The following is a 19580-nucleotide window of genomic DNA, read 5'->3' as shown; positions in this document are numbered from 1 at the left end:
GTCAGTCCTCCTGGTGCGTCAATCCGCTCGCCGCAGGATGGCTTCGGCGTGCCGCAGCACCGGGGAGTCGACCATCTGTCCTTCGAACGCGAACACCCCGCGCTCGGTGTGCGCTGCGGCGAGCACCCTGCGCGCCCAGTCGACCCGTTCGGGGGCGGGCCGATAGGCATCGCGGACCACCGCGATCTGGCTCGGGTGGATGCACACCGTAGCAGCGAATCCGACCGCGGCGCCATCGAGCGCTTCGGCTTTGAGCCCGTCGAGATCGCCGATGTTGAGGTAGACGGCGTCCAATGCGGCCCGGCCGAACGTCGATGCCGCCAACAGGACACTCGAGCGCACGTGGCGGGCCACGTCGCGGTACCGCCCGTCGGCGTGACGGCTCGAGCCGCCGCCCATCGCGGCGACCAGATCTTCGGCGCCCCACATCATTGCGACGCAGTCCTGCGCGGCGGCGATCTCGGCGCAGAACACCGCACCGCGCGGGGTTTCGATCAGGGCCACCACCTGCCGCGGAGCCAGCGCGGCGACCTGGGCGGCGGATTCGGTCTTGGCCAGCATCAGCGTGGTGTAGGCGGTGTCGGCCAGTGCCTCCAAGTCGCGGGCCTGATCTTCGGTGCCGGCCGGGTTCACCCGCACCACGGTCCGTTCCGGGTCAAGGGGGTTGCGCCGCAATGCTTCCCGGGCGGCCGGCCGGTCCGCGGCCGCTACCCCGTCTTCCAGATCGAGGATCACCACGTCGGCGACCGCGGCCGCTTTGCCGTATCGCTCCGGGCGATCCGCCGGGCAGAACAGCCAGGCCGGACCGGCGCTCACTGTTGGTCCTCGGTCGGCCGTTTGCGCACCAGCGTGGTGCGTACCGCGCGGGCGACGATGTCGCCGTTCTGGTTACGTCCGACATGCTCCAACGTCACGATGCCCTCGCCGGGGCGGCTCTTGGACTCCCGCTTGTCGGTGCAGACGGTTTCGGCGTACAGGGTGTCGCCGTGGAACACCGGCTTGGGGAACGACACCTCCGAGAAGCCCAGGTTGGCCACGATGGTGCCCAGCGTCAGCTGCGCTACCGACAGGCCGACCAGCGTGGAGAGAGTGAACATCGAATTCACCAGGCGCTCACCGCGGAAGCCGGGCTGTTGGGCCGCCCAGGCGGCATCCAGGTGCAGCGACTGGGTGTTCATGGTCAGCGTGGTGAACAGCACGTTGTCGGCTTCGGTGATGGTGCGCCCGGGCCGGTGCAGGTAGATGGTGCCGATCTCGTATTCCTCGAACCACAGTCCGCGCTGCTCGACCGTCTTGCTCACGCCGCTTCCCTTCCGCTCCTTCTCCCGCCGAGTGTGAATCCTGCGACACGACACGCCGACGCGGCGTCGCAGGACTCACACTCGGCAGAGGACGTCCCCATCACAGCCCCAGCGATCGTGCGATGAGCATCAGCTGCACCTCGGTGGTGCCCTCGCCGATCTCGAGGATCTTGCTGTCCCGGTAATGCCGGGCCACCGGGTATTCGTTGATGAAGCCGTAGCCGCCGTGGATCTGGGTGGCGTCCCGGGCGTTGTCCATCGCCGCTTCCGAGGAGATCATCTTGGCGATCGCCGCCTCCTTCTTGAACGGCTTGCCCGCCAACATCTTCGCGGCGGCGTCGTAGTAGGCGGTACGGGCGACGTGAGCGCGGGCCTCCATCCGGGCGATCTTGAAGCTGATCGCCTGATAGGAGCCGATCGTCTGGCCGAACGCCTCGCGCTCGCCGGCGTACTTGACGCTCTCGTCGACGCAGCCCTGCGCCACCCCGGTGGCGACCGCGGCGATCGCGATGCGGCCCTCGTCCAGGATCGACAGGAAGTTGGCGTAGCCCCGGCCCTCTTCGCCGAGCAGGTTGGCTTGAGGAACGCGGGCGTCGGCGAAGGTGAGCGGGTGGGTGTCCGAGGCGTTCCAGCCGACCTTGTTGTAGGCCGGCTCCACGGTGAATCCCGCTGTGCCGGAAGGCACGATGATGGTGGAGATCTCCTTCTTGCCGTCGGGCCGGGTTCCGGTGACGGCGGTGACCGTCACCAGCGAGGTGATGTCGGTGCCGGAGTTGGTGATGAACTGCTTGGTGCCGTTGATCACCCACTCGTCGCCGTCGCGGCGGGCGGTGGTCCGGGTGCCGCCGGCGTCGGATCCGGCGCCCGGCTCGGTCAGGCCGAAGCCCGCCAGCGCGCGACCGGTCACCAGATCCGGCAGCCAGGTCTGCTTCTGTTCTTCGGAGCCGAACCGGTAGATCGGCATCGCCCCCAGGCCCACCCCGGCTTCCAGGGTCATCGCCACCGACTGGTCGACCTTGCCGAGTTCCTCCAGGGCGAGCGCCAGGGCGAAGTAGTCGCCGCCCATGCCGCCGTACTCCTCGGGGAACGGCAGGCCGAACAGCCCCATCTCCCCCATCTTCGCGATCACTTCGTAGGGGAAGCTGTGCTCTTCGTCGTGCTTGGCCGCCACCGGAGCGACGACGGTGCGGGCGAACTCGGCGACGGTGTCGCGCAGGTCCAGGTAGTGGCTCGGCAGGGTTCCTGCCTCGATGGTGGTCATGATTTCGCTTCCTCGGTCTCGTCCTCCGGGATCAGCCGCGCCAGCACCTGATCCACCTTCACTTGTTCGCCCACCGCCACCAACACCTGCACCCGGCCGGAAATCGGGGCGGTCAGGGTGTGCTCCATCTTCATCGCCTCGACCACGACCACCGGATCACCTTCGCCGACAGTCGATTCCGATGCGGCACTGACGGCGATCACGGTGCCCGGCATCGGGCTGGCGATCTCTGCGCTGCGGGTTACGCCGCCGCGGTGCACGCGCACCACTTCGGCCTCCCGCAGCTGCCAGCTTCCGCGTTCGTCGCAGATCCACAGTTGACCGTCGTCCTCGGCGAACAGGTAGCGGCGTTGCCGCCCGGCCACCGTAGCGATCAGCTGGTCGCCTTCGACATGGGCGTTGGCGCTCTGGATCTCGCCGTCACCGATCTGTACCTGCGCGGCATCGGGCAGCCCCCACACCGACACCGTCTCGGTGCGCAGCGGGGTGTGCATCTCGGTGCGCACCGGCGCCGCCGCCCCGATCCGCCATCCGCTCGGGGCCGCCCACAGATCACTGCGCCCGCGCTCGGCGAGCGCCCACTGGCGGTAGAGGCCACCGGCGGCCAACACATCGTCGGGCGCGGGCACCGGTGCGAAATCGCCCGACCGCGCATCCAGCAGTTCGGTGTCCAAGTCACCGGCGACCACCCGCGCATCGGCCAGCAGGAACCGCAGGAACTCGACGTTGGTCTGCACCCCGAACACCGCCGTGCCGGCCAGCGCCGCGTCGAGGCGCGCCAGTGCCTGCGTCCGGTCGGCGCCGTGCGCGATCACCTTGGACAGCATCGGGTCGTAGTCGCTGCCGACGACGGTGCCGTCCTGCAACGACGAGTCCACCCGCACCCCGGGTCCAGCAGGCTCGTGCACCGCCAGCACCCGCCCACCAGTGGGCAGGAAACCGCGGGCCGGGTCTTCGGCATACACCCGGGCTTCCACGGCGTGCCCGGTGAAGGTGATGTCGTCCTGAGTGAAGGACAGCTTCTCCCCGGCGGCCACCCGCAGCTGCCACTCCACCAGGTCCAGGCCGGTGATCGCTTCGGTGACCGGGTGTTCCACCTGCAGCCGGGTGTTCATCTCCATGAAGAAGAACTCATCCGGGCGATCCGCGGAGACGATGAATTCCACGGTGCCGGCGCCGACGTAGTCCACGCTGCGGGCGGTGTTGCAGGCCGCCGCCCCGATGCGGTCCCGGGTGGCGGCGTCCAGCAGCGGCGACGGCGCCTCCTCGATCACCTTCTGGTGGCGTCGCTGCAGGCTGCATTCGCGTTCGCCGAGGTGCACCACATTGCCCTGGGTGTCGGCGAGCACCTGCACCTCGATGTGGCGCGGCCGCAGCACGAATCGCTCCAAGAACAAGGTGTCGTCACCGAACGCCGAGGCCGCCTCACGCCGTGCGGTGGCCAGCGCCGCGCGCAGCTGCGCAGGCTCTTCCACCAGGTGCATACCCTTGCCACCACCGCCGGCCGAAGGCTTGATCAGCACCGGGTAACCGATCTCGCCGGCCGCAGTCACCAACTCGTCATCGGACAGGCCGGGTTTGGCGATACCCGGAACCACCGGCACCTCAAACGCAGTGACGGTGTTCTTCGCTGAGATCTTGTCGCCCATCACCTCGATAGCCCGGGCCGGCGGCCCGATGAACACCACTCCGGCCCGCTCGCAGGCGGCCGCGAATCCGGCGTTCTCGGAAAGGAATCCGTAGCCGGGATGAATGGCCTGGGCGCCGGTGGCCGCGGCGGCCTCGAGCACCTTGGGTATCGACAGGTAGCTCTCCAGCACCGGCGCGGGCCCCAGGCGCACCGCGGTGTCGGCTTCGCGCACATGGCGCGCTCCGGCGTCGGCGTCGCTGTAGACGGCTACGGATCGGATGCCCATCCGGCGCAGGGTGCGGATCACCCGCACCGCGATCTCACCGCGGTTGGCTATCAAGACGGTGTCAAACATCTCCGCTCACATCCGGAATACGCCGTAGGAGACCGGGTTCAAAGGCGCGTTCGAGCAGACCGAAAGCGCCAGGCCCAGCACTGTTCTGGTGTCGGCCGGGTCGATGATCCCGTCGTCCCACAACCGCGCGGTCGAGTAGTAGGGGTTGCCCTGCGCCTCGTATTGCTCGCGGATCGGGGCCTTGAAGGCCTCCTCGTCGGACGCCGACCACGGCTTGCCGGCCGCGTCGAGTTGATCGCCGCGCACGGTGGCCAGCACCGACGCCGCCTGCTCGCCACCCATCACCGAGATCCGGGCATTGGGCCACATCCACAGGAACCGCGGCGAATACGCCCGACCACACATGGAGTAGTTGCCCGCCCCGTAGGAGCCGCCGATCACGACCGTCAGCTTGGGCACCCGCGCGCAGGCCACCGCGGTGACCATCTTGGCTCCGTGCTTGGCGATGCCGCCGGCCTCGTAGTCGCGGCCGACCATGAAGCCAGCGATGTTCTGCAGGAACACCAGTGGGATCGAGCGCTTGTCGCACAGTTCGATGAAGTGCGCCCCCTTGAGCGCGGATTCACCGAACAGCACACCGTTGTTGGCGATGATCCCGACCGGGTGGCCATGGATGCGCGCGAACGCGGTCACCAGGGTTTTGCCGTACTCGGCCTTGAACTCGCTGTACTCGCTGTTGTCGACCAGCCGGACGATCACCTGCCGCACGTCATAGGGCACCCGCGGGTCCGGCGGAACTACGTCGTAGAGCTCGGCCGGATCGTGGCGGGGTTCCACGGAGTCGCTGATCTCCCAGGGGCTTTCGGGGCGCGGCCCGAAGGTCGCCGCGATCTCGCGCACGATGCGCAGCGCGTGCTCGTCGTCGTCGGCCAAATAGTCGGTGACCCCGGAGACCTTGGAGTGCAGGTCGCCGCCGCCGAGTTCTTCGGCGGTCACCACCTCGCCGGTGGCGGCCTTCACCAGCGGTGGTCCGCCGAGGAAGATGGTGCCCTGCTCCCGGACGATGACGGCCTCGTCGCTCATCGCCGGAACGTAGGCGCCGCCCGCGGTGCACGAACCCAGCACCGCCGCGATCTGTGGGATGCCCTGAGCGCTCATGGTGGCCTGGTTGTAGAAGATCCGACCGAAGTGCTCACGGTCGGGGAAGACTTCGTCCTGGCGGGGCAGGAACGCTCCCCCGGAGTCCACCAGGTACAGGCACGGCAGCCGGTTGCCCAGCGCCACCTCCTGGGCACGCAGGTGCTTTTTGACCGTGATCGGGTAGTAGGTGCCGCCTTTGACAGTGGCGTCATTGGCGACGACCACGCATTCGCGCCCCGCGACCCGACCGATGCCGGTGATGATCCCCGCCCCGGGACACTCGTCGTCGTACATCCCGTCGGCGGCCAGTGGGGCCAGTTCCAGGAACGGGCTGCCGGGGTCCAGCAGCCGGTCAACCCGGTCGCGCGGCAACAGTTTTCCGCGAGCCACGTGGCGCTGCCGGGACTGCTCGTTGCCGCCGAGGGCGGCCGCCGCCAGCTTGGTGTTGAGTTCGGCGACCAGGCGACGGTGCTCGTCAGCGAATGCCGGTGCGGTCATGACAGTGCCGAAAGATCCAGCGGAGCATCGGTTTTTGCGACGACTTCGTCGACGGAGACGCCCGGGGCGGTCTCGACCAGCTGCAAGCCCGCCTCGGTGACGTCGATGACGGCCAGGTCGGTGATGATCCGGTTGACGCAGCGGGCCCCGGTCAGCGGCAGCGTGCACTGCTCGACGATCTTGGCGCTGCCGTCTTTGGCGGCGTGCTCCATCATCACGATCACCCGGCGCGCGCCGTGCACCAGGTCCATCGCCCCGCCCATGCCTTTGATCATCTTGCCGGGGATCATCCAGTTGGCCAGGTCCCCGGCGGCCGAAACCTGCATGGCGCCAAGGACCGCCACGTCGAGGTGCCCGCCGCGGACGACTCCGAACGAGGCCGACGACGAGAAGAACGACGCTCCGGGCAGGACCGTCACCGTTTCCTTGCCGGCGTTGATCAGGTCGGCGTCGAGGTCTTCACGCAGCGGGTAAGGGCCGACCCCGAGGATTCCGTTCTCCGAGTGCAGCACCACGCTGACGCCGTCGGGAATGTGGTTGGGAATCAAGGTGGGCAGTCCGATGCCGAGGTTGACATACTGCCCGTCGCGCAGCTCGGAGGCCACTCGCGCGGCCAGCTCGTCTCTGGTGAGTGTCATGACTCGCGCACCGTCTCCCGCTCGATTCGCTTGATCGGATTGGGCACATGCACCACGCGGTGCACGAAAACTCCCTGGGTGTGCACCTCGGCGGGGCAGATCTCGCCGGGCTCCACCAGATGCTCGACCTCGGCGATGGTGATCCGGCCCGCCGCAGCGCAGTCCGGGTTGAAGTTGGCGGCGGCCTCGCGGTAGACGAGATTGCCGTGCCGGTCGCCCTTCCAGGCGTGCACCAGCGCGAAGTCGGTGCGGATCGCCCGCTCCAGAACATAGGTGCGCCCGTCGAACTCCCGGGTCTCCTTCGGCGGCGAGGCCACCGCCACCCCGCCGGCCCCGTCATAGCGCCACGGCAGGCCGCCGTCGGCGACCTGGGTGCCCACGCCGGTGGGCGTGTAGAACGCCGGGATTCCGGCGCCGCCGGCACGCAGCCGCTCGGCGAGGGTCCCCTGCGGGGTCAGCTCCACTTCGAGCTCGCCGGAGAGGAACTGCCGGGCGAACTCCTTGTTCTCGCCCACATAGGAGCTGACGGTGCGGCGGATGCGCTTGTGCTCCAACAGCACTCCCAGGCCGACGCCGTCGACGCCGCAGTTGTTCGACACCGTCTCCAGATCGGTGACCCCGAGCTGGAGCAGGGCGTCGATCAACGCCTCCGGAATGCCGCAGAGTCCGAACCCGCCAACCGCCAGTGACGCGCCGTCGGTCACGTCGGCCACGGCCTCTGCCGCCGTCGCCACGACCTTGTCTATCGCCACGCGCGCCTCCTCATTTCAGTTAATGTTCATTAACTGATGCCAGAGAATACCATTCTCAGGCAGCCATGTCAGCCGCCGCCCAAATGCTCGATTGCCTGCTGGCGCATCTCGTCCTTGCGGACCTTGCCGGTGACCGTCATCGGAAACTCGGTCACGACCCGGACGTACCGCGGCACCTTGAAGTGCGCCAGGCGCCCGGTGCAGAACTCCCGCAGCCGCTCGGCGGTCAGTGGTGGCGCCCCGTCGCGCATCATCACCACCGCCATCAGCTCCTCGCCGTAGGTGTCGTCGGGCACGCCGATGACCTGGGCGTCGCGGATGTCGGGATGGGTGTGGAGGAATTCCTCGATCTCGCGCGGGTAGATGTTCTCCCCGCCGCGGATCACCATGTCCTTGATCCGCCCGGTGATGCGCACATAGCCGTCGCCGTCCATGACGGCCAGGTCGCCGGTGTGCATCCAGCCGCCCGCATCGATGGCCGCCGCGGTCTTGTCCGGGTCGTTCCAGTAACCGGTCATCACCGAATAGCCGCGGGTGCACAGCTCGCCGACCCGCCCGCGCGGCACCGTCGCGCGGGTGTCCGGGTCGGTCAGCTTGATCTCGAGATGCGGGCCGACCTGCCCGACGGTCTCGACTCGCTGCGCCAGCGAGTCATCGGCGCGGGTTTGGGTCGACACCGGGGAGGTCTCGGTCATGCCGTAGCAGATCGCGACCCCGGCCATGTGCATGTCGTCGATGACCCGTCGCATCACCTGGGCCGGGCACGGCGATCCCGCCATGATCCCGGTGCGCAGGCTGGTGAGGTCATACTGCCCGAAGTCGGGCTGGCCGAGCTCGGCGATGAACATGGTCGGCACCCCGTAGAGGCTGGTGCACGCCTCATCCTGCACGGCCCGCAGCGTGGCCGCCGGATCGAAGCCGGGCCCCGGCAAGACGATGGCCGCGCCGTGACTGGTCGCCGCCAGGCTCCCCATCACCAGACCGAAGCAGTGATAAAGCGGCACGGGAAGGCAGATCCGATCCGCTTCGGTGTAGCCGAGCAGTTCACCGACCAGGTAGCCGTTGTTGAGGATGTTGCGATGGCTTAGCGTCGCGCCCTTGGGGTAACCCGTTGTGCCCGAGGTGTATTGGATATTGATGGGGTCGTGGGCTTGTAGTGTCGCCGCCACCTGCGTCAGTGTTGTCGCATCGATCGGCGTACCTGCCAGCTCCTGCCACCGAGCAGAGCCGATGAACACCGCCTCGCGCAGATCCGGGCATTCGGGGGCCACCTCCCGCAGCATGCCGACGTAGTCGGACGTCTTGAAACGCGATGCTGAGATGACCATCGCGACCCCGGATTGCTTGAGCGCATAGGCCAATTCGTGGGTGCGGTACGCGGGGTTGACGTTGACCAGGATTGCGCCGATCTCGGCGGTGGCGTACTGGGTCAAAACCCATTCGGCGCAGTTGGGCGCCCAAATGCCCACCCGGTCCCCCGTGCTGATACCGGCTTTCAGCAGGCCGGTGGCCAGACGCCGCACATCGGCGGAGAGTTCGGCGTAGGTCCAGCGCCGGCCCGACGGAACGTCAACCAACGCATCGCGATCGGGGAACGCACTCGCGGTGGCCGCGAGGTTGGCGCCGATCGTCGTCTCCAACAGGGCGGGGTGGGACCCGCCGCGGGCGTAGGACAAGTCGTCCTGTGCCGCGGGTACCGCAGTTGCCATCGGCCCCTCCACCGGTGCCGCCCGAAGTCGGATGTGTTCCGAGGCGACGGGTGTTACGTTAGTGGCCATTAACTGAGATGTCCACGACGGAGCGGAGGCGTGATGGCTTCTTCCATTCCGAAGTCCATCTCGGCCGACTCGGCGGGCAACGACGAGCCGGCCAACCGGCGCAGCCGGCTGAAGTCCGACCGGCGTAGCCAGTTGCTCACGGCCGCCGAACGCCTCTTCGCCCAGGGCGGCTACCCGGCCGTGCGGCTGGAGGACATCGGCGCGGCCGCCGGCGTAAGCGGCCCGGCCATCTACCGACACTTCGCGGGCAAGGAAGCACTGCTGGTGGAGTTGCTGGTCGGTATCAGCACCCGGCTGCTCGCGGGGGCGCGCGCCGTCGAAGCCAGCGGACGCAGCCCGCAGGAAGTGCTGGACGGCCTGGTCGATTTTCATCTCGATTTCGCCCTCGGCGAGCCGGACCTGATTCGGATCCAGGACCGTGACCTGGCGCATCTGCCGGCCGCCGCGCAGCGCCAAGTGCGCAGCGCCCAGCGTCAGTACGTGGAGGTGTGGGTGAGCGTGTTGTGTGCGCTGCGTCCCGGGCTGGCCGAGGCCGATGCGCGGCTGATGGCCCATGCGGCGTTCGGCTTGTTGAACTCGACCCCGCACAGCGTGAAGCCCTCCGGAGCCAAATCGGCCGGGCCGGAACGCTCGCGAGCGGTGTTGCGGGCGATGACGATCAGCGCGCTGGGCGCCGTCGGAATTTAGTCGGGCGCGCCCGACGTCCCGGCCGCGAGCGCTCGGCGCAGGTACCCTGCAAGCCATGAGGTGGGCATGACCGATCCGTACCGACCGGATGGTTCCAATCAGCAGTGGCAGCGCGGTGGAGCGTCCGAACCGCCGACCTACGGCTTTCCGCCATACGTCGACCCGGCGTACGCCGGGCAGCTCCCGACGTACCCGCCCGGCTATCCGCCGCAGGCTCCCCACCCGACCGAGCAGTTGCCGCGGCAACACTGGGAGCCGCCCCAGCCCCCGCCAGGTGGACCGGTAGGCGGCGGCGAGGGCGGACCGCCGGAGCCCCCGAGATTCCCCAACTGGCTGTTTCTGGTGGCCGGTGCCGCAGTGCTGCTGGTGGTCGGCATGGTGATCGCCCTGGTGATCGCCAATGGCTCGCAGCGCAATTCGGCCACCGTGACGCCGGTGACCCCGCTGCCGACAGCGCCAAGCACCCCGGTTCCCAAGCGCGTCCCCACCACCACTCCGCCACCGTCACGGACTCCCGCGCCCAGCACCACGACGACCGCACCGCCACCGACGACCTCGACCACCGCCGGTGTCCCCGAGACGATCGTCTACAGCGTCAGCGGGACCGGCAGGGCGCTCAGCATCGCCTATATCGATACCGGCGGAATATTGCAGACCGAGTTCAATGTGGCTCTGCCGTGGAGCAAGCAGGTGACACTGACGCCGCCGGCGACGACGGCCGCGGCGGTCACGGTGGTCAATTTCGGCGAGCAGATCACCTGCTCGGTATCGGTGGACGGCACCCGGGTCCGTCAGCGCACCGGTTCGATCCTCACGGTGTGCGCGGCGGCCGGCTGACGCGCACCGGCAGGACCGCGAGCAGACCGAGCAACAACACCGTGCACAGCCCGCCCATGCCCGCCCGGTCGGTGCCGAAGACGTCGACGAAGACCGAGAACAGCCACGGCGCCAGGAACGACACCGCCCGACCGGTCATCGTGTAGAGGCCGAACGCCACCCCTTCGAACCCATCCCGACCGTCCTGCGCCATCCGCAGCAGCAGGGTGCGCGCCGCGGATTGGGTCGGCCCGATGAACAGACACAGCACCAGCCCACAGGCCCAGAACGCCCGGGGTCCGGACAGCGTCATCAGCGTGGTGCCGGCGGCGATCATCGCGACCAGTGACCCGACGATGACGGTTTTGGATCCGATCCGGTCGTCGAGCAGGCCACCGGTGATAGCGCCCACCGCGGCGACCACGCTGGCGGCCACCCCGAAGATCAGGACGTCGCCGGCCGAGATGCCATAGACGTTGACGCCGAGCACCGCACCGAACGCGAACACCCCGGCCAGCCCGTCGCGGAAGATCGCGCTGGCCACCAGGTAGAAGACCAGGTTGCGGTCGCGGTGCCATTCCGCGGTGATGTCGCGCCACAGCTGGCGGTAACCGCCGAAGAACCCGAGCCGCAGCGGAGGCTCCTCGCCCTCGCCGGCCAGGCGGTGCGCGGTGAGCAGCAACGGCAAGGCGAACACCGTCAGCCAGGCCGCGGCCAGCAGCATCGCCACCCGAATGTTGTGGCCGCCCTCGGTGGACAAGCCGAGCAGGCCGCGGGTGGGACCGCTGCCGGCGATGCAGCCCACATAGACGAGCAGCAACAACACCACGCTGCCGGCATAGCCCGCCGCCCAGCCGAAGCCGGAGATCCGCCCGGAGTTCTGCGGCGTCGACAGCTGCCGCAGCATGGCGTTGTAGGGCACGCCGGCCAGGTCGCCGCACGCGGCGACCAGCGCCAGCAGCAGCAGTCCCGGAGCCAGGTAGGCGGGTTCGTCACGGATCAGGCTCATCGAGGCGGTCAGCACCGCTGCGGTACCGGTCAGCACCGCCAGCGTCACGCGACGACGGTGCGGGGCGGCCACCCAGACCCCGATCACCGGCGCTATCGCGGCCACGGTCAGCCCGGAAATGGCCAGGGTGCGGCCCAGCCAGCTGGCCGGGGACACCTGTCCGGGCAGGTCGCGGCCGACACTGCTGGTCAGATACACCGAGTACACGAACGTCACCACGATGGCGCTGACACCGGCCGCGCCGGTGTCCCACAGGGCCCACGCCACGATCCGGGATCGCCCCGGCTTGTCCGCCGTTGCAAGTGAGTGATCATTAGTGGTCACGCGACTTGCACCCCGTCTCGGGGATGTTCGGCAACCGTGTGACTGCCTCCCTTCCGCGTTTCACGGCCACCTGCCCGGCCAGGCTGGGTCTTACGGTCGGCTCCACGCTTGACGGCGGCCCCAACTGGGCCGACGACACTATTGCCCATAGCGGGCTCCTCGTAGCGTGCGAGGGTGATCGCGGCGTTGTCGTCGCGGTGGTGCGATGTCGAGCAGTCATCGCATCGCCACTGTTCGCCCCAGCCGATATCTTGCACATGCCCGCAGGCGTGGCAGGTTTTCGACGAGGGGAACCAACAGTCGGCGACCACCAGTGACGATCCGTACCAGCCCGTCTTGTAGGACAGGTGCCGGCGCGGGGTGCCCAGAGCCGCATCGGAGAGCGCGCGCCGGCGGGCGCGCGCCCCTGACAGGCCCTTTTGCCGCAGCATCCCGGCAGCGTCCAAGCCTTCGACAACGATGCGGCCGTGGGTTTTGGCCAATCGCGTGGTCAGGACGTGCAGGTGATGGGTACGGACATCGTTGACCCGGCGGTGCAGCCGGGACATCTCGGTGGTGCGCTCACGATAGCGCCGTGAGCCTTTCCTGCAGCGCGACCGAGCCCGGCTGACCCGCCGCAGCTGCGTGAGGGCGGCATCGAGCGGGCGCGGGTTGGCAACTCGCTCGATGACCTCACCGGTGTCGTTGGCCACGGTCGCCAGTCGACGCACCCCCACATCGACACCGACCCGCGAACCCGGGAATGCCACGTTGGGCCGCTGGGGGCGCTGCATCAGCACGCGCACACTCGCATCCATTCGGGTACCGTTGCGGCGAACCGAGATCGCCAACACCCGCGCTCGGTCTTTCGCGATGAGCCGTTGCAGCCGGCGGGTGTTCTCATGGGTGCGTACACAGCCGATCACCGGAAGTGTGAGGTGGCGGCGGTCGGGCTCCACCCGCATCGCCCCGGTCGTGAACGACACGCGGTCGCAGTCACGGCCTTTGCGCTTGAATCGCGGAAAACCAACTCTCCGGCCAGCCCGGGCGCCGGCACGAGAGGTCTGCCAATTCCAGTAGGCATCCACCGCGCCGGCAATCCCGTCGGCGTAGGCCTCCTTCGAGCACTCCGCCCACCACACCGCACCGGTCTCGGCATTGACACACACATCGTTCTTGACCTGGTTCCACCGCTTTCGCAGCACCGGCAGCGAAGGCTTCGCCGTCTCGATGCCAGTCTCACGCCACGCCTGAATATCGGCCTTCAAGGTGGCCACAGCCCAGTTGTATGCCTTACGACGAGCGCCGAAATGTCGTGCCAGCGCACGAGCTTGGGCTTCGGTCGGGTCCAACGTGAACCGGAACGCCTGCGCCGACCAACCCTCGGGAATATCGAAGCGCGCCATCAGGCCGCCTCGCCATCGCCGGCAGCGGCAATCGCACGTTTGGCTCGGTTAGCCGCAGCCCGCTTCCCGTAAAGCCGGACGCCCATCCTGGCGAGAATTTCAGTCATATCGCGTACTAATCGTCGTCTACCTCAGCGGCATCAACCACGAGCAACTCGCGGCCCTGGGCAGCGAGTGCGGCTTCGACATACTCAGAGCCGAAACGGCAGAACCTATCCCGGTGCTCCACCACGATCTGACTAACAGTCGGGTCGCGCAGCAAGGCCAGGAACTTACGGCGGCGCCCGTTCAATGCCAAACCGACCTCAGTCACCACCTTGTCGACCGGAATCTGTTCAGCAGTGGCCCACGCGGTCACCCGAGCCACCTGCCGATCCAGATCGGTCTTCTGATCCGCCGACAAGACCCGCGCATACACCGCCGTCCGCCGATTCTGGACTGGCTCAGCGGCTACATCGTTCATCAGGATCAGCCGCCCCACCCGTTGCGCCGCAACAGGCAACTGGCCCGGGTGAAACCAGCGATACGCGGTCACCCGCGCAACACCGTTGCGCTCAGCCCACGCCGTCAGATTCATGCCTCTGTTCTTACAGCACACCGCCGACAACTACTGACCACTCAGCCCGCAACCCCGGCTCGTCCATGAGTGGCACTCTACGATTGCCCCATGCCAATTCCTGCTCCCAGCCCAGATGCCCGCGCCGTCGTCACCGGAGCGTCCCAGGGGATCGGTGAGGCGCTGGCCACCGAGCTGGCCGCCCGCGGCCACGCCCTGATCATCACCGCGCGCCGCGAAGATGTGCTCAACGACGTGGCGGCGCGGTTGCGTGACAAGTACGGGGTCGCGGTGGAGGTGCGGGCGGTCGACCTGGCCGATCCACCGGCCCGTGACGCGTTCTGCGCTGAGTTGGCCGAGCGGGAGATCTCCGTGCTGTGCGCCAACGCCGGAACCGCGACGTTCGGGCCGATCTCCGGTCTGGATCCGGTGGCGGAGAAGGCCCAGGTACAGCTGAACGCGGTGGCGGTGCATGACTTGGTCTTGGCCGTGCTGCCGGGTATGTTGGCGCGCCGCGCCGGGGGCATCCTGATCTCCGGTTCGGCGGCGGGAAACTCACCGATCCCCAACAACGCCACCTACGCCGCGACCAAGGCGTTCGCCAACACGTTCAGCGAATCGCTGCGCGGCGAGCTGCTGAAGTCCGGGGTGCACGTGACGTTGCTGGCGCCCGGGCCGGTGCGTGCCGAGATGCCCGATGCCGCCGAGGCCTCGCTGGTCGACAGGCTGATCCCCGACTTTTTGTGGATCTCCACACAACACACCGCGAAGCTGTCGCTGGATGCACTGGCGCGCAACAAGATGCGCGTCGTACCCGGGATCACTTCCAAGGCCATGTCGATGGCCAGTGGCTATGCGCCGCGCGCCATCGTCACGCCGATCGTGGGAGCGGTCTACAAGAAGCTCGGCGGGGGTTAGCGCCGGCGCCGACCGGTGCCGAAGATACTGCGGGTGATCTCGCGGCCGAAAGCGGTTCCGGCGGAACGCATCGCACTCTTGACGGCCGGATTGCCCAACACCTTCTCGAAGAAACCCGGCTCCGGCGGCGGTGGCGGCGGCAGGTCCGGCAGGTCCACATCGCCGGGAAGGTCCGGCAGCGGAGTCAGTTTGGCGTTGAGCCGCTCGTACGCCGAGTCCCGGTCGATGGTCTGGCCGTACTGCACCTGCAACGGACTGGCCTGGGCGGCGGCGCGGATCGCGTCGTTGCCGATGGCGGCCATCAGCGAGCGCGGCGCCCGCAGCCGGGTCCACGCCACCGGGGTGGGTGAGCCTCGCTCGGAAAGCACGGTGACGACGGCCTCGCCGATCCCCAGCGAGGTCAACGCCGATTCCAGGTCGTAGACATCGGTTTTCGGGTAGGTGCGCACCGTCTTGCTGAGCGCCTTCTGGTCATCAGGGGTGAAGGCCCGCAGCGCATGCTGGATGCGCGCACCCAGCTGCGAGAGCACCGCGTTGGGCACGTCGGTGGGCAACTGCGTACAGAAGAACACGCCGACGCCCTTCGAGCGGATCAGCTTGACGGTCTGCTCGACCTGGTCGAGGAAAGCCTTGGAGGCGTCGGTGAACAGCAGGTGCGCCTCGTCGAAGAAGAACACCAGCTTGGGTTTGTCGATGTCACCGACCTCGGGCAGGAAGGTGAACAAGTCGGCCAGCACCCACATCAAGAAGGTGGAGAACAGCACCGGGCGCGCCGCCTGGTCGCCGAGTTCCAGCAGCGAGATGATGCCGCGCCCTTGGGGGTCCAGGCGGATCAGATCCTTGGGGTCCAGTTCCGGCTCCCCGAAGAAGGTGTCGGCGCCTTCGGCCTCCAGGTTGACCAGCGCACGCAGGATCACCCCGGCGGTCGCCGGTGACACCGCCCCCAGCGCTTTCAGTTCCGGTTTGCCTTCGTCACTGGTCAGATAGGTGATGACCGCTCGCAGATCCTTCAGATCCAGCAGCGGCAGCCCCTGCTGGTCAGCCCAGTGGAAGATCAAGCCCAGCGTCGACTCCTGGGTGCCGTTGAGGCCCAGCACCTTCGACAACAGAATCGGGCCGAAGCTGGAGATGGTGGCCCGCACCGGAATACCGATGCCGCCGGTACCCAGCGACAGAAACTCCGTCGGGAACGCCGTCGGCGCCCAGTCGTCGCCGGTCTCGCTGGCGCGCTGGGTGACCTTGTCGCCGGCCTCTCCGGCGCGCGACAGCCCGGACAGGTCGCCCTTGACGTCGGCCATCAGCACCGGGACACCGGCGGCGGACAGCTGCTCGGCAATCACCTGCAATGTCTTGGTCTTGCCGGTGCCGGTGGCGCCGGCCACCAGCCCGTGCCGGTTGATGGTGGCCAGCGGAATGCGGACCTGCGCGGCGGCGTCTGCGGTGCCGTCGATGACTACCGTGCCCAGTTCGAGGGCCTGGCCGTCGGCGGCGTAGCCGGCCGCGATCTGCTGCGCGGCGTTCGCCGCCGAGTCGGGACTCACAGGTCACGACACTACTTGGCCGGTCTGTACCGCTGTGCGGCTATGCCCGCGGCGAACGGCTAACGTTGGCTAACTGTGAGTGCTGCACGAGACGAACTCGTCTGGATCGACTGTGAGATGACCGGCCTGGATCTGGGCTCGGACAAGCTCATCGAGATCGCCGTCCTGGTCACCGACGGTGAGCTGAACATCCTGGGCGACGGTATTGACGTGGTGATCCATGCCGACGACGCGGACCTGGACGCGATGAGCCCGGTGGTGACCGAGATGCACACCCGATCGGGCCTGATCGACGAGGTCAGGGCGTCGACGATCGACCTGGCTACCGCCGAAGCGATGGTGCTCGACTACATCCGCACCCACGTCAAGCAGGCCAAGACGGCGCCGCTGGCGGGCAACTCGATCGGCACCGACCGCGGCTTCCTGGCTCGCGACATGGCCGCCCTCAACGACTACCTGCACTACCGGATGATCGACGTCAGCTCGATCAAGGAGTTGTGCCGTCGCTGGTATCCGCGGATCTACTTCGGCCAGCCGGAGAAGGGCCTGGCGCACCGCGCACTGGCCGACATCCACGAGTCCATCCGGGAATTGAAGTACTACCGGCGCACCGCGTTCGTCGCCCCGCCCGGGCCGTCTACCAGCGACATTGCCGCGATCGCCGGGGAACTGGGGCCGCCGGTGGACGCGCCCGACGATATCGATTCGGTCGCTGAGCGCCCTAGCGGTTAGTATCGACGACGCTGCTTGCTAGTCGGCAGCAATGGTGGCTGTAGTTCAGTTGGTAGAGCACCAGGTTGTGATCCTGGGTGTCGCGGGTTCGAGTCCCGTCAGCCACCCCGCAGGTGGGAGGGCATTTTTGCCCTCCCACCTTCTGCGTTCTTGAAGACGCCAGCGCGAAAGGCGCCTAGGCAGCCTCACCCCGAGTGAATTCCACGATGTCACGCCATCGGTTTCCCGTCGCGGACTTGAGCACAAAGCCCTTGGGTTCGAAAAGAGCACGTAGTTCTGCGACGCCCAGTCGATCGGGGTCAAGGAATATCTCCTGGAAGACCAGCCGCCCACCCGGCTTGATCACTTTCTGCAAAGACTCCGCACATGCCGCTTTGTCCGGAACCTCGCCGATCACGCTAGCCAGAAACGCAAGATCAAAAGTGTTGTCGGGGAAGGGAAGCCCGTCACTGGCGTCGCCCGAGTGAAACTGCACATTGCGGTAGCCGGCAGCCTCAATTTTTCGCCTCACCTTCTCCAGCATCTGCGGTTGGATATCGAAAAGATCGAGGTGGCCGGTCGTCAGCCGGCGGGCGATCTCAATACTGAAGATCCCCGGACCAGGTCCGATCTCCAGCACTCGTTCACCTCCGCCAAGCGCTAGCTGCTCGACCACGCCACCAGGATTGACAAAGCGTCGGTGAAGCGGATTGTCCAGCAGGAAGGCGGCCTGGTGCGGAAAAGGGAAGTCACCAACCCGGCGCACCTGACGTATCACAGCGTCCATCCACGTTGTAGGCATGAAATTAGGCTACCCTAACTTCGGCCTCCGTGGCCTGGGATCAGCCCGAGCCCGATGCGTATCAGGCATCCAGCAGCGCGGGCAGCTCGAATCCCCCGAGCGTATGGTCGGGCGCGAACAGGCTGCTGTCCCCGGTGAGTAGCCCCCACGGGTCGGAGAACTCGGAGGCGCCCGGCAGCGGCGGGTCGGTCGGCGCGATGACTCCCGATCCGGTCAGGTACGCAACGCCCCGAGCCAGCGCAACGCTCGTGTCCACCACCAGACCGCCCACGAAATCGTTGATCTGCTGGGCGAATTGGGCGAGCCCACTGATCAGGAAGATGTCCTGGTCGACGATCGACTGCAGGAGCTTGTCGATCTCGGTGACGACGAGATTGAGCCCGTACGGGATGGAGGTGACCACCGTGCGGACGGCCAGCGCGATCTCGTTTCCGATATTGGGATAGCCGGACATCGCGATCGCGTCGAGGAGGGCCTGCTTGAGGTCGACGGGTGTGACGGTGCTGTTCAGGATGCTCGGGTCGTTGGCCATCGAGACGCCGTCGAAGTCCGACCGCAGCGGAACTCCGAACAGCGACAAGATCGTTGGTGTGATGTCGACGGTGGAGAAGTTCAGGTTCTGGCTGCCGTCGCTCGCGTGCTCGCCGGCCTGATCGAAGATGACGAAAGACGACGTCTCGTTGGGCGACTGGAAGCCGTGGCCCAGGAGTCCCAGCGACTGCTGGTGGCCGTGGTCGGTGGTGATGATGATCGACCAGTCGTCACCGGTGGTCGCCTTGACCTGCTCGACCGCGGCCAAGATCTGCTGGATGTTGGCGCCGACGTTCACGACAGCTTGGGCGTATTCGGGCGACCCGCCACCGAATCCGTGTCCGGCCTCGTCGACCTGCACTTGGTAGGAGAACAGGAAGTTGGAGATGTCGTCCGGGTTGTCCGCGGTCGCCAGGATCTGAGCGATGGTCTGCGCGGTGACCAGCGCGTCGGCGTCGGCCCAGTTGGTTTCGAAGGGGACGAAGATGTTGCTGTCGGCCGGGTAGCCGCCCGCAGCAGCGATGTCGTTGATGTAGTCCCAGTCGGCGATCACCGAAGTGTTGACCTCGGGCTTGTAGTACTCGAGCAGGTTGAACACGGTCGGCCACAGGTTGTACGGCTCGGAGCTGAACAGGTTGTTGGTCACCCCGTGCTTGTCGTCCCATACGCCGGTGAGGATCGTTGACCATGACGGGCCGGAGAAGGTGGTGTGGTTAATCAGGCTTGCGGTTCCGGTAATGCCTTGGTCCATCGCGGTTTTGAAGCCGCTGCCCGCGTTGTAGGCGTACTCCAGGATCTTGTCCAAGTTGGTGCCGTCGGTACCGATCAGCAGCACGTGCTCCGCGGCCAGCATCCAGTCGGCGCGCAGCTCGGACGGCCCCGTCTGCGCCCCTACCACCGCCCCCGTTCCGGCAACCAGGCCGGCGACGGTCGCACCGCACAGAAACCGCTGCACCTTTGTCACGATCGGATTCCCTCGTCGAAGTTTGCGCGAGACTGCCGACGAC

General features: G+C 67.4%; 16 protein-coding genes, 1 tRNA gene and 2 pseudogenes. 5 read left to right on the top strand and 14 right to left on the bottom strand.

Annotated features, from left to right (window positions below; genetic code table 11):
- Positions 1 to 18 precede the first annotated feature (18 nt).
- The 8 genes and pseudogenes from K3U94_RS07705 to K3U94_RS07670 all read right to left on the bottom strand — a co-directional run bounded on the left by K3U94_RS07705 (position 19) and on the right by K3U94_RS07670 (position 9224).
- Entirely contained in the window at positions 19 to 816 is a 798-nt protein-coding gene (locus tag K3U94_RS07705) for an HpcH/HpaI aldolase/citrate lyase family protein (RefSeq protein WP_220696122.1), read from the bottom strand.
- A pseudogene (locus K3U94_RS07700) lies at positions 813 to 1402 on the bottom strand (MaoC family dehydratase). The gene K3U94_RS07705 and the pseudogene K3U94_RS07700 overlap by 4 nt, the downstream one beginning before the upstream one ends.
- The gene (locus tag K3U94_RS07695) at positions 1402 to 2562 is read right to left on the bottom strand and encodes an acyl-CoA dehydrogenase family protein (protein WP_109519715.1); all 1161 of its coding nucleotides are present in this window, start codon (positions 2560 to 2562) and stop codon (positions 1402 to 1404) included. The pseudogene K3U94_RS07700 and the gene K3U94_RS07695 overlap by 1 nt, the downstream one beginning before the upstream one ends.
- A complete protein-coding gene (locus K3U94_RS07690; RefSeq protein ID WP_220696121.1) occupies positions 2559 to 4547 on the bottom strand; it encodes an acetyl/propionyl/methylcrotonyl-CoA carboxylase subunit alpha in 1989 nt (662 codons plus the stop codon). The genes K3U94_RS07695 and K3U94_RS07690 overlap by 4 nt, the downstream gene beginning before the upstream one ends.
- A gap of 6 nt (positions 4548 to 4553) precedes the next feature.
- Positions 4554 to 6125 (bottom strand): carboxyl transferase domain-containing protein, encoded by a 1572-nt coding sequence (locus K3U94_RS07685; protein ID WP_220696120.1) that lies wholly within the window; start codon positions 6123 to 6125, stop codon positions 4554 to 4556.
- The gene (locus K3U94_RS07680; RefSeq protein ID WP_220696119.1) at positions 6122 to 6763 is read right to left on the bottom strand and encodes a 3-oxoacid CoA-transferase subunit B; all 642 of its coding nucleotides are present in this window, start codon (positions 6761 to 6763) and stop codon (positions 6122 to 6124) included. The genes K3U94_RS07685 and K3U94_RS07680 overlap by 4 nt, the downstream gene beginning before the upstream one ends.
- A complete protein-coding gene (locus K3U94_RS07675) occupies positions 6760 to 7509 on the bottom strand; it encodes a CoA transferase subunit A (protein WP_220696718.1) in 750 nt (249 codons plus the stop codon). Before K3U94_RS07675 ends, K3U94_RS07680 begins: the two co-directional genes overlap by 4 nt.
- Before the next feature lie 74 nt (positions 7510 to 7583).
- Positions 7584 to 9224: an AMP-binding protein gene (locus K3U94_RS07670; RefSeq protein ID WP_220696118.1), complete on the bottom strand. Its 1641-nt coding sequence runs from the start codon at positions 9222 to 9224 to the stop codon at positions 7584 to 7586.
- Between the two features lie 102 nt (positions 9225 to 9326).
- Between K3U94_RS07670 and K3U94_RS07665 the strand changes: the two genes are divergently transcribed.
- Positions 9327 to 9980 (top strand): SACE_7040 family transcriptional regulator, encoded by a 654-nt coding sequence (locus K3U94_RS07665; RefSeq protein WP_047321399.1) that lies wholly within the window; start codon positions 9327 to 9329, stop codon positions 9978 to 9980.
- A 66-nt stretch (positions 9981 to 10046) separates the two neighbouring features.
- The gene (locus tag K3U94_RS07660) at positions 10047 to 10817 is read left to right on the top strand and encodes an MmpS family transport accessory protein (RefSeq protein ID WP_220696117.1); all 771 of its coding nucleotides are present in this window, start codon (positions 10047 to 10049) and stop codon (positions 10815 to 10817) included.
- Here K3U94_RS07660 and K3U94_RS07655 read toward each other — a convergent pair.
- The 3 genes and pseudogenes from K3U94_RS07655 to K3U94_RS07645 form a co-directional block, all read right to left on the bottom strand.
- Positions 10792 to 12129 (bottom strand): MFS transporter, encoded by a 1338-nt coding sequence (locus K3U94_RS07655; protein WP_220696116.1) that lies wholly within the window; start codon positions 12127 to 12129, stop codon positions 10792 to 10794. The genes K3U94_RS07660 and K3U94_RS07655 overlap by 26 nt on opposite strands.
- Positions 12126 to 13514 carry an IS607 family element RNA-guided endonuclease TnpB gene (tnpB, locus tag K3U94_RS07650; protein ID WP_220696115.1) on the bottom strand — a complete coding sequence of 463 codons (1389 nt, stop codon included), beginning with the start codon at positions 13512 to 13514 and terminating at the stop codon, positions 12126 to 12128. The genes K3U94_RS07655 and tnpB overlap by 4 nt, the downstream gene beginning before the upstream one ends.
- Positions 13514 to 14091: pseudogene (locus K3U94_RS07645) on the bottom strand (IS607 family transposase). Before K3U94_RS07645 ends, tnpB begins: the two are co-directional and overlap by 1 nt.
- A gap of 90 nt (positions 14092 to 14181) precedes the next feature.
- Between K3U94_RS07645 and cmrA the strand changes: the two are divergent.
- Positions 14182 to 14988, top strand: coding sequence for a mycolate reductase (gene cmrA, locus K3U94_RS07640; protein ID WP_220696114.1), 807 nt, complete (start codon positions 14182 to 14184; stop codon positions 14986 to 14988).
- Here cmrA and K3U94_RS07635 read toward each other — a convergent pair.
- Positions 14985 to 16529 carry a helicase HerA-like domain-containing protein gene (locus K3U94_RS07635; RefSeq protein WP_047321396.1) on the bottom strand — a complete coding sequence of 515 codons (1545 nt, stop codon included), beginning with the start codon at positions 16527 to 16529 and terminating at the stop codon, positions 14985 to 14987. The genes cmrA and K3U94_RS07635 overlap by 4 nt on opposite strands.
- A 75-nt stretch (positions 16530 to 16604) precedes the next feature.
- On the opposite strand from K3U94_RS07635, the gene orn reads away from it, so the two are divergent.
- Both orn and K3U94_RS07625 read left to right on the top strand, forming a co-directional pair.
- Complete coding sequence (gene orn, locus K3U94_RS07630; protein ID WP_220696113.1) at positions 16605 to 17261, top strand: oligoribonuclease; 657 nt, start codon at positions 16605 to 16607, stop codon at positions 17259 to 17261.
- 34 nt (positions 17262 to 17295) lie between these two features.
- Positions 17296 to 17368 (top strand) — tRNA-His (locus K3U94_RS07625).
- A gap of 68 nt (positions 17369 to 17436) precedes the next feature.
- On the opposite strand, the gene K3U94_RS07620 is transcribed toward K3U94_RS07625, so the two are convergent.
- Both K3U94_RS07620 and K3U94_RS07615 read right to left on the bottom strand, forming a co-directional pair.
- Positions 17437 to 18027, bottom strand: coding sequence for a class I SAM-dependent methyltransferase (locus K3U94_RS07620; protein WP_220696717.1), 591 nt, complete (start codon positions 18025 to 18027; stop codon positions 17437 to 17439).
- Positions 18028 to 18103: 76 nt separating this feature from the next.
- Positions 18104 to 19537 carry an alkaline phosphatase family protein gene (locus K3U94_RS07615; protein ID WP_220696112.1) on the bottom strand — a complete coding sequence of 478 codons (1434 nt, stop codon included), beginning with the start codon at positions 19535 to 19537 and terminating at the stop codon, positions 18104 to 18106.
- Positions 19538 to 19580 lie beyond the last annotated feature (43 nt).

The organism is Mycolicibacter heraklionensis (assembly GCF_019645815.1).
GTDB classification, from domain to species: Bacteria; Actinomycetota; Actinomycetes; order Mycobacteriales; family Mycobacteriaceae; genus Mycobacterium; species Mycobacterium heraklionense.
The sequence above is the reverse complement of the archived record's forward strand: the minus strand, read 5'-3'. Positions and strand labels throughout refer to the sequence as shown.

Bases quoted from the DNA above. Each gene is read 5' to 3' on its own strand.
- K3U94_RS07660 (WP_220696117.1), top strand. From the start codon at position 10,047: ATGACCGATCCGTACCGACCGGATGGTTCCAATCAGCAGTGGCAGCGC.
- K3U94_RS07695 (WP_109519715.1), bottom strand. From the start codon at position 2,562: ATGACCACCATCGAGGCAGGAACCCTGCCGAGCCACTACCTGGACCTG.
- K3U94_RS07665 (WP_047321399.1), top strand. From the start codon at position 9,327: ATGGCTTCTTCCATTCCGAAGTCCATCTCGGCCGACTCGGCGGGCAAC.
- tnpB (WP_220696115.1), bottom strand. From the start codon at position 13,514: ATGGCGCGCTTCGATATTCCCGAGGGTTGGTCGGCGCAGGCGTTCCGG.
- K3U94_RS07685 (WP_220696120.1), bottom strand. From the start codon at position 6,125: ATGACCGCACCGGCATTCGCTGACGAGCACCGTCGCCTGGTCGCCGAA.
- K3U94_RS07620 (WP_220696717.1), bottom strand. From the start codon at position 18,027: ATGGACGCTGTGATACGTCAGGTGCGCCGGGTTGGTGACTTCCCTTTT.
- K3U94_RS07690 (WP_220696121.1), bottom strand. From the start codon at position 4,547: ATGTTTGACACCGTCTTGATAGCCAACCGCGGTGAGATCGCGGTGCGG.
- K3U94_RS07670 (WP_220696118.1), bottom strand. From the start codon at position 9,224: ATGGCAACTGCGGTACCCGCGGCACAGGACGACTTGTCCTACGCCCGC.
- cmrA (WP_220696114.1), top strand. From the start codon at position 14,182: ATGCCAATTCCTGCTCCCAGCCCAGATGCCCGCGCCGTCGTCACCGGA.
- K3U94_RS07680 (WP_220696119.1), bottom strand. From the start codon at position 6,763: ATGACACTCACCAGAGACGAGCTGGCCGCGCGAGTGGCCTCCGAGCTG.